This window comes from Tardiphaga sp. 215_C5_N2_1 (assembly GCF_052076055.1).
Lineage (GTDB): Bacteria > Pseudomonadota > Alphaproteobacteria > Rhizobiales > Xanthobacteraceae > Tardiphaga > Tardiphaga robiniae.
The window spans coordinates 2,119,557-2,133,001 of record NZ_CP197240.1 but is presented as its reverse complement, the minus strand read 5'-3'; the positions used below and the strand labels follow the sequence as shown (position 1 = coordinate 2,133,001).

17 protein-coding genes and 2 tRNA genes are annotated in these 13,445 nt (G+C 61.3%); 8 read left to right on the top strand and 11 right to left on the bottom strand.

The features are described from left to right. Positions 1-47: 47 nt before the first annotated feature. From AB7828_RS10250 to AB7828_RS10225, 6 genes are all read right to left on the bottom strand, one after another. Positions 48-629 (bottom strand): Hpt domain-containing protein, encoded by a 582-nt coding sequence (locus AB7828_RS10250; protein ID WP_441230083.1) that lies wholly within the window; start codon positions 627-629, stop codon positions 48-50. 22 nt (positions 630-651) lie between these two features. Further along, complete coding sequence (locus tag AB7828_RS10245) at positions 652-1,197, bottom strand: response regulator (RefSeq protein WP_068731951.1); 546 nt, start codon at positions 1,195-1,197, stop codon at positions 652-654. 95 nt (positions 1,198-1,292) lie between these two features. After that, on the bottom strand, positions 1,293-2,003 hold the full coding sequence (locus AB7828_RS10240; protein WP_441230082.1) for an alpha/beta hydrolase: 711 nt from the start codon (positions 2,001-2,003) through the stop codon (positions 1,293-1,295). A gap of 31 nt (positions 2,004-2,034) precedes the next feature. Further along, positions 2,035-2,814 carry an NAD kinase gene (locus AB7828_RS10235; RefSeq protein ID WP_093762060.1) on the bottom strand — a complete coding sequence of 260 codons (780 nt, stop codon included), beginning with the start codon at positions 2,812-2,814 and terminating at the stop codon, positions 2,035-2,037. A 122-nt stretch (positions 2,815-2,936) separates the two neighbouring features. Next, complete coding sequence (locus AB7828_RS10230) at positions 2,937-4,325, bottom strand: serine hydrolase domain-containing protein (RefSeq protein ID WP_441230081.1); 1,389 nt, start codon at positions 4,323-4,325, stop codon at positions 2,937-2,939. A 115-nt stretch (positions 4,326-4,440) separates the two neighbouring features. Further along, positions 4,441-5,001, bottom strand: coding sequence for a tetratricopeptide repeat protein (locus tag AB7828_RS10225; protein WP_441230080.1), 561 nt, complete (start codon positions 4,999-5,001; stop codon positions 4,441-4,443). A gap of 292 nt (positions 5,002-5,293) precedes the next feature. Here AB7828_RS10225 and AB7828_RS10220 point away from each other — a divergent pair, with 292 nt between their 5' ends. From AB7828_RS10220 to AB7828_RS10205, 4 genes are all read left to right on the top strand, one after another. Then, positions 5,294-5,578 carry a His-rich protein BRANT gene (locus tag AB7828_RS10220; RefSeq protein WP_089264888.1) on the top strand — a complete coding sequence of 95 codons (285 nt, stop codon included), beginning with the start codon at positions 5,294-5,296 and terminating at the stop codon, positions 5,576-5,578. Between the two features lie 221 nt (positions 5,579-5,799). After that, positions 5,800-6,231, top strand: a complete 432-nt coding sequence (locus AB7828_RS10215; protein ID WP_441230079.1) for a hypothetical protein — start codon at positions 5,800-5,802, stop codon at positions 6,229-6,231. A gap of 324 nt (positions 6,232-6,555) precedes the next feature. Beyond that, a complete protein-coding gene (locus AB7828_RS10210; RefSeq protein ID WP_089264886.1) occupies positions 6,556-7,275 on the top strand; it encodes an outer membrane protein in 720 nt (239 codons plus the stop codon). A 1,403-nt stretch (positions 7,276-8,678) separates the two neighbouring features. Further along, positions 8,679-8,753, top strand: a tRNA-Thr gene (locus AB7828_RS10205). 60 nt (positions 8,754-8,813) lie between these two features. Here the strand turns inward: AB7828_RS10205 and AB7828_RS10200 are convergent. Beyond that, positions 8,814-9,125 carry a hypothetical protein gene (locus tag AB7828_RS10200; RefSeq protein WP_439058943.1) on the bottom strand — a complete coding sequence of 104 codons (312 nt, stop codon included), beginning with the start codon at positions 9,123-9,125 and terminating at the stop codon, positions 8,814-8,816. A 468-nt stretch (positions 9,126-9,593) separates the two neighbouring features. Between AB7828_RS10200 and AB7828_RS10195 the strand changes: the two genes are divergently transcribed. Further along, a complete protein-coding gene (locus tag AB7828_RS10195; RefSeq protein ID WP_147421754.1) occupies positions 9,594-9,815 on the top strand; it encodes a hypothetical protein in 222 nt (73 codons plus the stop codon). Between the two features lie 9 nt (positions 9,816-9,824). On the opposite strand, the gene AB7828_RS10190 is transcribed toward AB7828_RS10195, so the two are convergent. Continuing rightward, positions 9,825-10,028 carry a hypothetical protein gene (locus AB7828_RS10190; protein ID WP_089264883.1) on the bottom strand — a complete coding sequence of 68 codons (204 nt, stop codon included), beginning with the start codon at positions 10,026-10,028 and terminating at the stop codon, positions 9,825-9,827. Positions 10,029-10,121: 93 nt separating this feature from the next. Further along, positions 10,122-10,385, bottom strand: a complete 264-nt coding sequence (locus AB7828_RS10185; RefSeq protein WP_093762074.1) for a hypothetical protein — start codon at positions 10,383-10,385, stop codon at positions 10,122-10,124. A gap of 290 nt (positions 10,386-10,675) precedes the next feature. Here AB7828_RS10185 and AB7828_RS10180 point away from each other — a divergent pair, with 290 nt between their 5' ends. Beyond that, a complete protein-coding gene (locus tag AB7828_RS10180; protein ID WP_441230078.1) occupies positions 10,676-11,101 on the top strand; it encodes a hypothetical protein in 426 nt (141 codons plus the stop codon). Between the two features lie 50 nt (positions 11,102-11,151). Further along, positions 11,152-11,784: a hypothetical protein gene (locus AB7828_RS10175; RefSeq protein ID WP_441230077.1), complete on the top strand. Its 633-nt coding sequence runs from the start codon at positions 11,152-11,154 to the stop codon at positions 11,782-11,784. A 124-nt stretch (positions 11,785-11,908) separates the two neighbouring features. Here the strand turns inward: AB7828_RS10175 and rlmB are convergent, their stop codons facing one another. Next, positions 11,909-12,760, bottom strand: a complete 852-nt coding sequence (gene rlmB / locus AB7828_RS10170) for a 23S rRNA (guanosine(2251)-2'-O)-methyltransferase RlmB (RefSeq protein ID WP_441230076.1) — start codon at positions 12,758-12,760, stop codon at positions 11,909-11,911. A 244-nt stretch (positions 12,761-13,004) separates the two neighbouring features. On the opposite strand from rlmB, the gene AB7828_RS10165 reads away from it, so the two are divergent. Beyond that, positions 13,005-13,090 (top strand) — tRNA-Tyr (locus tag AB7828_RS10165). A gap of 83 nt (positions 13,091-13,173) precedes the next feature. On the opposite strand, the gene AB7828_RS10160 is transcribed toward AB7828_RS10165, so the two are convergent. Further along, positions 13,174-13,419: a helix-turn-helix transcriptional regulator gene (locus AB7828_RS10160; RefSeq protein ID WP_441230075.1), complete on the bottom strand. Its 246-nt coding sequence runs from the start codon at positions 13,417-13,419 to the stop codon at positions 13,174-13,176. Positions 13,420-13,445 lie beyond the last annotated feature (26 nt).

Genomic DNA, 13,445 nt, shown 5'->3' with positions numbered 1-13,445 from the left:
TCAAGCCCGGCCATGACGTGGAGAGTGTACGAAATTGCGGAGCGACGCTATTCCTTCGGAACGATGCTCGGCGCCGAGATCATCTCGAGATGGTCCGGCCGATCCCGATTGACTAGCGTCAGATAGTCATCCGCAACAGCACGCAGGCGGGCGCTGAGTTCGTTGGCCACGCCCGCCTTCTCGATGGTGTTGTGCTCGCGCACGATGGCCTGGATCGCATCGATATGGTGCTGGATCAGATCCGGCGGCACCGCATCGAGATCGGGGGCGTGTTCGAGAATCCGGCACAGGCTTTCGGCGGCGACGCCAGCGGCAGGAAAGCCGAAGGTCGAGGCGTCGCCCTTGATGTCGTGAGCGGCGCGAAACAGCTCGCCGCGGGTGTGCGTATCGAAGCCCTTCTTCAGGATCGCGGCATATGCTGCGGCAAGGCGGTCGCATTCGCTGCGCATCCAGGTCTTGAACTCGCCGGAGAGATTGGCCAGAGCCTGTTCGGCGCGCGCCACGGGATCGTCGAGCTCGCGATCGATGACGCGGCGGATCGCGTGCTTCAGTGTGTTCGGCGGCGTGATGACCTGGTGATCGGCGAAAGCCTGCACCTTCGGCGGCGCCGGCGCTTTGTTCTTGGCCATGGTCGTTTCTCCGAACATTGCGCTAGCCAGTGACACGGGCTTTATCCAGCAGCGATGGCTGCTGCAGAACCTCGGCTTCGCCGCCGTTGCGGCGTTCCGGTCCGATATAGGCGACGGTGGTGTTGCGGCGGCGATCCGGCCCGAAATAATTCTTCGTCTTGATGAAGGGGCGGGGATGCGCGACCACGCTCATAATGCGCAGATAGAGGCCCTTGGCCGAGATCGGCTTGGCCAGAAATTCGGTGACGCCGGCATCGCGCGCCATGGTGATGCGGCGTTTCTCGGAATGGCCGGTCAGCATGATGATCGGCGCGTAGGGATTGCCCTTGGAATCCGGTTGCCGGATCATCTGCGCCAGTTCCAGCCCGTCGAAAATCGGCATCGCCCAGTCGGCGATCACGATGTCGGGGACGTAGTGGCTGTACATTTCCAGCGCGGTGGCGCCGTCCTCGGCTTCATAGACTTCGCGGGCGCCGAACGAATGCAGCAGCGTGCGCAGGATGCGCCGCATGTGCGGATTGTCGTCGCAGACCAGAAAACGCAGCTTGTTGAAGTCGATACGGAACATGATGCGGCTCGAACCGGGCTGGGACCGTTACCCGATGTTAACCATACCGCGGCGCGTCTTAACGAATGGTTGAGGCACTGCAGGAGCCCAGTCCGCTATGGGGACGTCCCAAGTCGACGCGATATTCCAAGAATCGCGTCCGCGGTCTCTGCGGGGCGGAGCATGGGATGCAAATGCGTGCCATTTAGCCTCGTAACTGGCCAGGCGCGTCGCTGAGCTTCTGCGGCTGCATGATCGTAAATTGTTGAAGTCTGGATGAAGCCGGCAGGCACATGATCCCAGCGCGGGAGTTCGATCGTGTCATCGAACCAATCGACGTGCATTTTGGGAAGTTCACTTTCGAATTGTGCGAAGGCTACGGGATCTCTGGCCAAGATATCAATGCCAACCAGAGATGCGCGACGGGCATCCCCAAAAAACCATTGTGACCAAATCGGAAGCGTCCCGTCGGCACCGGCGAGGCTTTTCACGTGGTCGTGCAAGGCGGGTCTGACGGGTGAGGCTGCGCCATGCGATGGGGGCACATCGCCATCGAAAATGATGACGCCACGCATGGGCAGCCTGGTCGCCAGATCGACAGCAAGATGACTTGCAGAACTATGTCCCACCACAATCAGTTGGTTGCTCGGCACGATATGATCGAGAAGACTTTGGGTCCATGCGCTCCATGCAGGTGGCGAGGCATGGTAAGCCAATATGTCCGGTACTTGGACATGGCATCCTGCCCCCCGCAGATGTTCGGCCGTCGACTCCCAACTTGATCCTCGGACCAAGGGGCCTGCCACAAGGACGAAATCGAACGGCATAAGTCCCTCGGCGGTATTAGTTGGATGAATTCTAGTATCCGAACTGTTCGCTCAGGATGCGTTCTTCCAGGCTGTGGCCGGGGTCGAACATCATGCGCATCGAGATCGACTTGTCGGAGATGATTTCGACCCGCCGGACGTCGCGGGCTTCCTCGTTGTCGGCGACGGCGGCCACCGGGCGTTTTTCGCCTTCCAGCACCTCGATCGCGACGATCGCCGTATTGGGAAGTAGTGCGCCGCGCCAGCGCCGTGGGCGGAACGCGCTGATCGGCGTCAGCGCCAGCAGCGCGGCATTGATCGGCAGGATCGGACCCTGCGCCGACAGGTTATAGGCGGTCGAGCCGGCCGGCGTCGCCACGAGGATGCCATCGGCGGCAAGTTCGGCCATCCGTTCGCGTTCATCGATGAGGATGCGCAGGCGCGCCAGTTGATGCGTCTGGCGAAACAGCGAGACCTCGTTGATGGCGTGATGGATGTGTACGCCGCCATGGACGTCCGTGGCGCGCATCAGCAGCGGGTTGATCAGTGTCTCGCGCGCCGCGGTGAGGCGCGCATGCAGATCAAGCGTCGAGAACTCGTTCATCAGGAAACCGACGGTGCCGCGATGCATGCCGTAGATCGGTTTGCCCGTGCGCATGAAGTCATGCAGCGTCTTCAGCATCAATCCGTCGCCACCCAGCGCGACGATGATATCGGCGGTTTCCGGATCGGCATTGCCATAGAGCTGCGTCAGCTGGTCGAGCGCTGCCTGCGCTTCACCGCTGGTACTGGCCACGAAGGCGATCCGGTCATAGCGCTTGGACGGGTTCATCAGGGGATCGCCGGCTCATGCTGCGTGGTTGCGCGGGGTCGTCTAGCCGACCTCGCTGGGGCTTGTCGAGCGAAAGGATAGCAGGTCTTTGAGACGGCCGGGCTGCAGGGAGCGCCGCATCGTTAACGGGGCGAGCGGCGCCCGGTTGCTCCATATTTGCGGGTCAGCTCCTCCGCGACCGCCTTTTCGGGCCTTAATTTGCTGCCGGCGAGCCAAACCTCGGTCACTTTCCCGGTCTTGCCACGGACCCTCCGGACTGCTTCCCCATAACTGGAATAACCCGCGGCCGCGGCGATCGTGCCCTTGTCCTTGCCGGTCACCTCGATCTCGGCGACGTCCGTGAAGGGATTGATCGCCTGAGGCGTGGCGACCAGCACCCGGTCTCCGATGGGCACCAGATCAAACGCGCTCCCTGAAGTCCACATGCGTCCCGTCCAGTCGCGGACGCGCTTCTGCGGCGCGCCGCGCTGGGCGAATGCGCGCAGGATATGCATGGCGCCATCAACCCAGATGGGCGCCCAGCCGTCGGTCGCATTGGTGAAAGCCGAGATCGTCAGCTCGCAGGCCGGGATCACGGCGGTGCGCGAGATATAGCCATGAAATCCGCCATTGTGGCCGAACCAGTCCCAGCCGGCGGTGGTGCCGTTCATGGTGCCGAGGCCGTAATAGCTCTCGATAGTTGCGTGCGGATTGCGCCAGTGCCGCCGCGTCATCTCACGCCGGCCCGCCGCAGACAGCACGCTGTGCTTTGCATTGGGTGCAAGCTGCGCGAAGAAGCGCGCGATGTCGGCTGCGGTGCTGACGAAGCCCGCAGCAGGCGTGATGGCGTGGCACGGCGTGTCGCCGGGAATGACCAGACGGCGGTCGAGCGGAAGCCGCGGCGTATGACCTTGTGCGAGGGGCGCGCCCTTTGTCAGCGGCATGTCGGGCTGGGTCTCGCGCAGGCCGACCTCATCAATGATCTCGCGCCTGATCCAGTCGCGATAGGGCTCGCCGGTGACAGCTTCGATGACGAGGCCGAGCAGGCCAAAGCCATGGTTGGAATATTTCAGCCGCGTGCCGGGCGCAATCGCGGGCGGTTGCTGCAGCTCGGACAATAGCTCCTTCTTGTCGAGATAGGGGCGGCTGTCGATGAACTGCCCGGCATCGACGCCGTCGCGCGTGAGGCCGGCGCTATGCGACAGTAATTGTCCGATAGTCGTTGCAGCGACCTGCGGATGCAGGCCTTTCACATGGTCGCCAACGGGATCGTCGAGGCGCAATTTGCGTTGCTCGCGGAGCTTCATCAGTCCGGCAGATGTGAAGCTTTTCGAATGCGAGGCGATCCGGAAGCGATGCCGCGGCGTTAGCTTCTCGCCGGTCGCGAGGTCGGCGTGACCGAAGGCATATTCAGCGACGATCTTGCCGCGATGCGCGATGGCGACGAGGCAGCCGGGTTGCTGCGTCGTTGCCATCTGGAATGAGAGCCAGTCGTGGATGTAGTCGAGCGCGGGCTTCAGCCAGGGATCCATCAGAGGTCTCAATGTGAGGAGAGCGTCGCAGCCGCGAATATGAGCTGATCTCTCAGCCATAACAAAGCCGGCACAATCCGAAGGATTGCACCGGCTGACTGATCCGCGAATGGGATCAGTAGGTGGGACCGGAGCCGGGCGCCTTTTCAAGCGCAGCAGCGAGCGATTTATATTCGGCGGAGTCCTTGCCGCTCAGCATCGCGATCTTGTTGAGATGATATTGCGCCTGATCGCGGTTGCCCTGTTCGACCTGCCACAAGCCGTAATACTGCCAGGTGCGGACATGGGCGGGGTCGGCCTTCAGCGCGCGCTCGTACCAGATCTGCGAGACCTTGTAGTCGCCGAGCTTGCGATAGGAGTAACCGATCAGGTTGGCGACATCGGCGCGGTCGTCCTGGCCGAGCGCCTTGAGCTGCGCGATGGCGGCCGTGTAGTCCTGCTTGTCATAGACCGTGGCATAGGCCGCGCGATAGTCGGCGAGGAACGCGGTATTCTCGCTGTTCGGATTCCTGGTCTCGGTTTTCTTCTTCTTGTCCTTGGTGCCCTTGGTGTCGGACGCCGGCGGTGCGGAAGGCGTATCGCCGCCTGCGGCATAGGCCGAGGTCATGAAGGGCGTGGCGGCAACGGCCACGGAAAACATTGCCAGCGTCGTCAGCCTGATCGCGAGGTGGGTCATGCAGCGCTCCTGTTTGCAACAGCAATAATCTGACACGGAAGTCTCAGGTTGTGAACACCGGGCGTGGGTGTTCATTCCCGCCTTTGCCGGCATGGGAGCAGACTTGTGGCAGCAGACTTGGGGCAGGACGCCTGACCCAGCCGATCATGACGAGGATGTCACCGAGATGAACGAAGCCTGTCCGGCTTCCTCAGAGTGGGTTCAGCGCAGCGTCGCTAGTCTGACTGCATTGATCGACAAGCCCGGCCAACCGACCGGTCAACTTCGTGATCGAGACCGACAGGAGACGACCATGTTGAAGAAAATTTCCACCGCGTTGATCGTAGTTTCCATGCTTGCCGCTCCCGCGATGGCTGCCGGTATCGCCAAGACCACGCCGGCGCCGATCACCAAGCCGGTGACGTCGGCCGATAACAAGGTGCAGGCCAAGCCCGGCGTGCTGAACGCAAATGCGAAAATGGTCCGCCATCATCACCGCCATGCCCGTCCTCATCATCGCTTCCACAAGAAGATGAGCGTTCACAAAGTTCACAAGCACACCGCCATCCAGACCACAGTCGTGCACAAGCGCGGCTGAGGGGGCTCCGCGGTCGCGGCCTCATATTGCCCAGCCGCGATCGCGGAGTTTCAACGGCCGGCCTGCTGTACCTATCCCCTGGGATGCATAACATCCCTGAGGTGCAGCAGGCCGGTTCGTTTGCGCGGGTCCGTCACCGAGATGCGAATTCCAATTCGGGAGCGAACCGTCTAGGAGAGGCATGACGGGGACACGCCTGCGTAATTGAGACGGCACGACGGATGAGACGGCATTTGGGGATATCTTTGAGACGGGCAGCAGTGGTGCTGTTGCCGCTGTGGCTTGCAGCATGCGGAGGAGGCGGCGCCGGTGGCATCAGCTTCACGGATGACCAGGGCGTTGCGGCCCAGCCATTTCCGACCAATTATCGCGTCGATCTGCTGGCGTTCTTCAAGACCTATCTAAACAATCCGGTCGGCGTTCGTGACGCGATGATGGCTGAGCCGGTGCAACGCACCGTTGGCGGTCGCCTGCGCTATGTCAGTTGCGTGCGCTATACGGCGAAGGATTTCGACGGCAAATACACCGCGCCGCAGGAGCGGGCGGTATCCTATGTCGACAAGCGCCTCGATCGCATTGTCGAGAATGTCACTGAGGCCTGTGCCGGCGCCACCTATGCGCCGTTCCCCGAAATGGAAAAGATGACGCGGTAGCGCGTTGTTGGCAGCTCTTTAAGATCTGCTGTCGGTGCTCGATGCGAGCACGCGCGATGCCGGCGTTGGCGCCCTCGACTGACCGCAACGTCGCCACGAGATTGCCACAGCCCGATGTGGGTATCTGGACACTGAAAAACGCGATCAAGTTCGCGTGAGCGCTGAACCAAAAGCCATTTCGCGTCGTCTGAAAATGAATAAATCCAAAAGTGTTGCTGCTTTGTCGCAGTCGGCAAACATCGATGTGGCAACGCCTGCCGTGAAGCAACCAAACTGCCGCCACGTTGTTTTTCGATGGTCATTACGCAACACAGGGGAACAACCATGAAGAAGCTTTTGCTCAGCGCGTCGGCCATCGTTGCCGTGGCCGCGATCTCATCTTCAGCCTTCGCTGCCGACCTTCCGGCGCGGACCTATACCAAGGCCCCGGCCTATACGGCGCCGGCTTTGGTCTACAATTGGACCGGTTTCTACATCGGCGGCCATCTCGGCGGCGCCTTCGGTGACGGCAACAGCCTCGTCGGCGATAGCGGCCGGTTCATGGGCGGTGTGCAGGGCGGCTTCGACTATCAGTTCGCCACCAACTGGGTGGTCGGTGTCGAAGCCCAGTACAGCTGGCTGGCGAGCAGCAATACCAGCCTCGTCTTCCCGAATGGCACGACCATCACGGGCGGCGGTAACGATCAGCTCGGCTCGGTCACCGGTCGTCTCGGTTACACCTGGGGTCCGGCACTGCTCTACGCCAAGGGCGGTTACGCCTGGAAGGATAACAACAACCTGACCATCGCCGCTGTCGCTCCCGCGGTTGCTGTGATCGATGGCAACAAGAAGGACGGCTACACGGTCGGTGGCGGTCTCGAATACATGTTCTCGCCGAACTGGTCGGGCAAGGTCGAATATCAGTACTACAACTTCGGCAACACCACGATCACCTCGACGGCCATTCCCGGCGGCTCGACCAGCTTCAACAACGACGAGCACACCATCAAGGCCGGCCTGAACTATCGCTTCGGCTGGGGCGGCCCGGTGGTTGCCAAGTACTGAGCAAGTACGAAGCCGCTTCAATCTTCGACGGAAAGGCCGGCATCACGCCGGCCTTTTTCTGTGTGGGGATTCGTCATTGTGCCGCTGCGCGTCGCTGATCATCGCTTTCAATGCGATCGTCATCCTCTCCACGTCATGGCCGGGCTTGACCCGGCCATCCACCTTGTCTTGTGCGACGGTGTGCGGGCCAAGCTGGATCCCCGGGTCAAGCCCGGGGATGACACCTGTGGTGCGGCGCCTTCATCGCGCCATCGTAGATTCAACTGTCAAACAGCCACTGCTCTGGACAACACGTGCTCTTCAGACATGCGTCATCGCCCCCATTGTTTGCGGCGCGGGGGCGCCGTCGTCCTTTGCATTCCCACCCTCTTGTGAGAGGGCGTGCGGAACGCCGGGTGCCCGTTGCACCCTTGGGCCTGATGCGATGCGGTCTTCCGCAATTGTGAGTGCATCAGGACTTTCGGAGGCGCCGAGCAAGTGCCCGACGTTCCGCCTGCGGTGTTTTTTCGGTTGCCTGCACATCTGCCATGGCGAACGGTCCCATCACCAAAATTAATGTCCCAGGGCGGAGGGACAGGGTAGCCGCAAAGCACTTGGCCGAACGCGTTTCGATTTGGTCGTCCGTCACACTGTCCAGGGGTCTTTCGATCCGAAGGCCGGCCGTCTCCTTGCCAGTGGCAGTGCTGGCGCAGATCCGTCCTGCCCGAAGACAGACGTCCCCCATGAACCGCGTGACGCCGCATCTCCGGCGTCCACCGCATCCCACCCCGCGAACGTGACGATCGCGATCGCCCCTCTCGATGGGGCAGGACGGAGGGGAATATAAACCTGATGGGGATGCTGTCAATGGGGATAGGAAAAAATGTTTAGGGGTTAAGGGCCCACCCCGCCTCCCACCGTCATTCCGGGGCGCGGGCGCACCTTCGCGCACGCGAACCCGGAATCCTGACCTGTTCAGCGCCAAACACAGCGGGATTCCGGGTTCGCGCTCTGCCGGCTTCGCCGGCGACGCGCGCCCCGGAATGACGAGCGCGGGGCAGTAGACAGTCGAGCTCTCCGCTGCCCCCGCACCAGGAATCGAAAGTAAACGAGTCCTGAATCCCGGGAAAAATAAGGTTCGAGACTCCCTTGCCAGAATCGCTTGATGGTTGTCGGGCGATGAGAATGATCGACAATATCCGCAGCGACGGGGTGCAGGTGGCACTGACGGTCGCCCTGATGGCCGCCTGTGCGGTCAATCTGCTGCTGCTTTACGCGTGGCTGTAAGCGCGTGCGCCGGTTTGGCGCGCGCGGGAGTAGCCCTTGCCGGACAACTCTGATATCTGACTGCGCGACGCGGGCAGGCGACTGATCCTGACGTCCTGTTTCGATCTCGGGTAATCAATTAACCCATTGATCTTGTTGCCGGTTTAGCTCAGCGGTAGAGCAGCGGTTTTGTAAACCGAAGGTCGGGAGTTCAATCCTCTCAACCGGCACCACCATTTCAATAACTTGTCAAAACGGTCTTTTCGCACCGGCTCGCCATCGGTGGGTTCAACCTATGAACGTTGTTCCAAGGTAGCCCGGACTTTTGCGATGACCTCCTGATAATCGGCCTCCCGCTTGTCCTGCATGTCCTGCTGCCGTGCCTTGAATGATGCCACGCGATTCCGGATGTCTTCCCGGAGATCAGTCAGCTTCATCGGCTGCGCAGGTTCCGGGACAATCTGCTTCGGATTTTCAGCAGCTTTCATCTCGGCGTCTACCGCAACGGTCAACTTCGCGGCCAGCTCGGGCTGGTTGCCCGAGACCTCTTTTACAAACGCCAATGTCTCCGCGATTAAACGATCGCGCTCTTCAACCCAACTCATGGCATCATCATTTAGATTGGGCGACGTTAGTGCAAGCACGTCAGCGGGTTAAGCCTAACGGGGCACAGTGCAGAATCTGGCTCCGTCGTCGTGTCAGCGCCCATGCGTCTCCAAGCGGCCTGCTGACGCCTTTGGGCGGCTGGCTGTGGGAGGTTCGCCGAAGGCGAACGGGCGTCAAATAAACAGACAGGCTGCGAACGAGGCCGTCAGGCCAAAGAGTAGGGCGCCCGCGCAGAGGGCGCGCTCCAAAACCTCGCGTGCGTGATGTCGCTCGAAGCACTGCCGGCTGAAATACTGGTGAGTGAAGTGGTCTTCCATCTCCGCCTCCCTGAATGGGGATAGAGAATCCTTCATGTGATTCGCCGTCAAGCGGCGTGTGTGCTAAACTGTTAAATAAGCCCCGCGGCGAGTTGAACCAATTTGCCGTTCGCGCGACCAAAGCGCGTCTCAATGAGTAAGGGGAATCGCATGACTTTTCGCGAATCCATCACCCGGCTTTTCGGCAGCACCTCAACGCCCGAATCTGAAGAGCGCGCCAGGCGACTGAACGCGTCCATGGATGAGTTCGTGCGGCTACTGCATACCAATGGCTACGACAGCAAAAGCCCCACCACCCCTAGAGAGGTGGCAGGACTTTCGGAACGTCCATCCTGCGCTCAGGACGCTCAGTCTTCCAACCAAGGATTGTGAGAGTCGTTCCTAGGTCACTGCCGGCGGTACCGCGATCGGCTTGCCCGTGTCCTCTTCGGTGCTGCACGGCTGAATAGTGTAGCCGTCCTCCAGCACCGTCTTGCCGTCCACAACATCAACGAGTCCGGCTTCGTCGGCATGTTGCCAGACGTCCTCCTCGGTCGGGAATTCTTGGCTGAGCTTCTGGTCGTCTTCGAATAGCGCGTAGGGCATGTGCCACCTCCGGCGCGGCAACGCGGCAGAGGTTGAGTAGTTCGATCGCAGTGGCCAATCTGCCCACCCGTCAACCGGCCTGTGGAACCTTAATCAGAAGCAGGGATACGCCCGGCCGTCCTGGCCGCGATAGGCCGCCGCCGATTGCTTGCAGCGGGCGGCGAGGGGACCGTCGTAATAGGCGAAGGTGCCCGGCTGCAGACCCGGACCGTAATTGTGCCCGAACTGGATCCGGTAGGGCTGGCCGGGGGCGGCAAAGACGAAGGTCTCGGCGCTGTGATGATGTTTCCAGTGTCGCGCGAAAGCAGGGGTCGCGACCAGCGTCGACAGGATGATGGCTGCACTGAGAAACTTCATCGGGGCTCTCCGGACATGACGACTGCAGATGTTTGCGACAACGACGGCTGAAGGGATCAGACCACGTTGCCAAGGCAACGCGCAAGATGTGTGCGGCGCGCGCTTGACGTCTTTCGACCGGGATCAGATCGCCGTGCGGGCGCGTTGCGTTAACGAATCCACGCTGCGATCCTGTGCATTTGAACTTCGCCTGATGCTTGCGCGTTAGGCTTACCGGCAGTTTAGACCGCGCCCTTAACCCATCCTGCCAGGCGTTCGAATATCGTACCGCCGAGATGCAGGACATGGCCATGCGAACCCTTTCAGCACTGCTTTTTGTGATTGCGACCACGCTTCCGGCTGCAGCCGCCGATGGTTTCAACATCGTCGTGCCCGGTCGTCCCGGCGTGCCGATCATCATCAACGGCGTCGATGCGTCCTATCGCGTGATCGAAGGCGATTGGGGCTTGCAGCGCGGCATTCATATTCAACCGACAGTCTATGGCGGCCGTTACGTCGATCCGGTGCCGAATGTCGGCCACTACTATCCGAGCCTCGGCCACAAGCCCGGCTACGGGCGCCTCGAGATCGAGCCGCCGGCCAATCGCAAATTGCCACAGCCGGCCGAGAGCTTCCACGAGCACTGGTCGGCGAAATCCGCGCCGATGGAGCGGCAAAATGAAGTGCCGTTCAATCCACCTGAGGTCATCGTCGCACCGCCGGAATTCCGACGCTGACCGACCAATCACCAACACCAAAAAAAGACACCCGACAGGAGAGAGTATTCATGCGTAACGCGATTTCAAAATGGGTTGCGGCATTTGCCGTTGTCACCGCCACTGCCGGCGCAGCGCCTGCAATGGCCTGCGGCGGTGGCCTGTTCACCTCAAACGGCTGCTCGCCTTGCGGTCAGGCCTATGTCAGCCCCTGCGGCTATGGCGCCGGTTATGAGCGGCTGCCCGATCCGACCCCGGTGGCGCGTCAGTATTATTACGCTAATCAGGGCCCGACCTTCAGCGGCCCGGGCATGTTCGCGCCGGTTCCGACCTATCAGGAAACCGCGATCGGCTGGCGCGGCTATGGCCCGGGTTACGGTCAAGGTTACGGTTACGGCTATCGTCGCGGCTATTACGGCGGCCCCTATGCCAATCCGGTGAACTACTCCTATGGTCCGGCCTATCGCGCGCCGGCGATCTACAGCTATCCGTCGCGCAGCCAGTATCGTGCGCGCCCGAGCTATCGCTACGGCTACAGCATGCAGCCGCGCACGCGTTACGGCACTACGCAGCGCAGCTACGCGTCGCGCACCGGTTATCATCAGGCGCATCGCTATGGCGCGCCGAAGGTGATGTATGCGCCGCGCGCCGCAGGACCGCAGCGTGGTTATCACCAGTCGCAGCAGCATCGCCGCGCGTACTGATCTGATCGAACGACGAACGCCCGCTCGCAGCAATGCGGGCGGGCGTTTTCGTTTTGGATAGAGGGATTCTTGTTTTGACGCGTTTTCTTGACGCGAACCGGGACCCACTTCGCTCGAAAACGCTCTAGCCCATGAGTCCGAGCTTGCTGGCGCCGACATAGAGCGCAAGCACGGCGGCGTTCGACACATTGAGGCTCTTGATCTCGCCGGGCATGTCGAGCCGCGCGACGACGCTGCAGGTTTCCCGCGTCAGCCGCCGCAATCCGCTGCCTTCGGCGCCAAGCACCAGCGCCAGCGGTTGCTGCAGCGGGATCGCGCTGATGTTTTCGCTGCCCTCGCTGTCGAGACCGACGGTCATGAAACCGAGATCGTTCAATTCGTTCAGCGCCCGCGCCAGATTCGGCACCGTGATCATCGGCACCAGTTCCAGTGCGCCCGAGGCGGATTTCGCGAGAACGCCGGTGGCCTCCGGGCTGTGCCGGGCCGTGGTGATGATCGCCTTGACTGCAAAGGCCGCGGCCGAGCGCAGGATGGCGCCGACATTATGCGGATCGGTGATCTGGTCGAGCACCAGCACGATGCCGTCCTGGGACAGGCTGTCCAGATCCGGCGATTCCAGCGGTTCGACCTCGGCCAAGAGGCCCTGATGCACGGCATCGGGCCCCAACCGGCGGTCGATCTCGTCCGGACGGACCAGGACCGGTGCCACGCGGGTGTCGATCTTCTCCTCGGCGAGGCGCCGGGCGGCGTTCTCGGTCAGAATCAGCTTGCGAATGATCCGCTGCGGATTGGCCAGCGCCATGGTGACGGTATGCCAGCCATAGAGAATGGCCGGGCCATCGCCGCCGGATTCCCGGCCCCGTCGGGGCGGCCGCCGGCCCTGATCGCGCGGTTTGTCCCGGTTTTGACCGCTTTGGCCATCGCGGCCTCTGTCGGGTCCACGCTGGAATCGCTGTTTTCGTTCTCGATCGCTCATGGCTGGCTTGTCTCACGCATGCCGAATAATGGCAATTTGGGGCCCCCGGAAAGAGGTCGGGAAGGGGGGATATTCCTGCCAGGGTCGGTTGACTTTGCCCCATGGCTTCCGTCATAAACGCGCCAACCGGGAGCCCGTTTACGGGCGCGCGTTTTAACGTCATCCATGGCCGTCCAGCCACTTATTCGGTGGGACTGCCGTGTTGGGCCAAGGTCTTGTTGGCTTGGGTCCGATGGCGTCAGGCGGGGGAGTGTCCCGAGTGGCAAAGGGAGCTGACTGTAAATCAGCCGTCTTATGACTTCGAAGGTTCGAGTCCTTCTTCCCCCACCATTTATTTCAATAACTTAGCTGGATAGTGCTTCCCAGCTTTCCAGTTCGAAGCAATTTGGGAAGCGTATGGGAAGCGTTGCTTGTCAGGCGGCGTAGCGCAACGCTGCGCGAGCGTGCAGCCAATTATCAATTTCGGCCTCGATCCAACCAATTCGATTATCCCCTATCGCGACTCGGATCGGAAATTTGCCGCGTGCCTCCAAATTATAGAGGTGACGATATGTGTACGTTATGCCGCGTGCGCGCAGGTCGCCGTAAGCCAGGAGCTTGATTGGCCGTCGGTTATCGTTCGCTGGGGTTGGCAGTTTCAATTTTAGGTTCCCTTTCATGTATGGTGCGCATTCGAGCTGTGGGT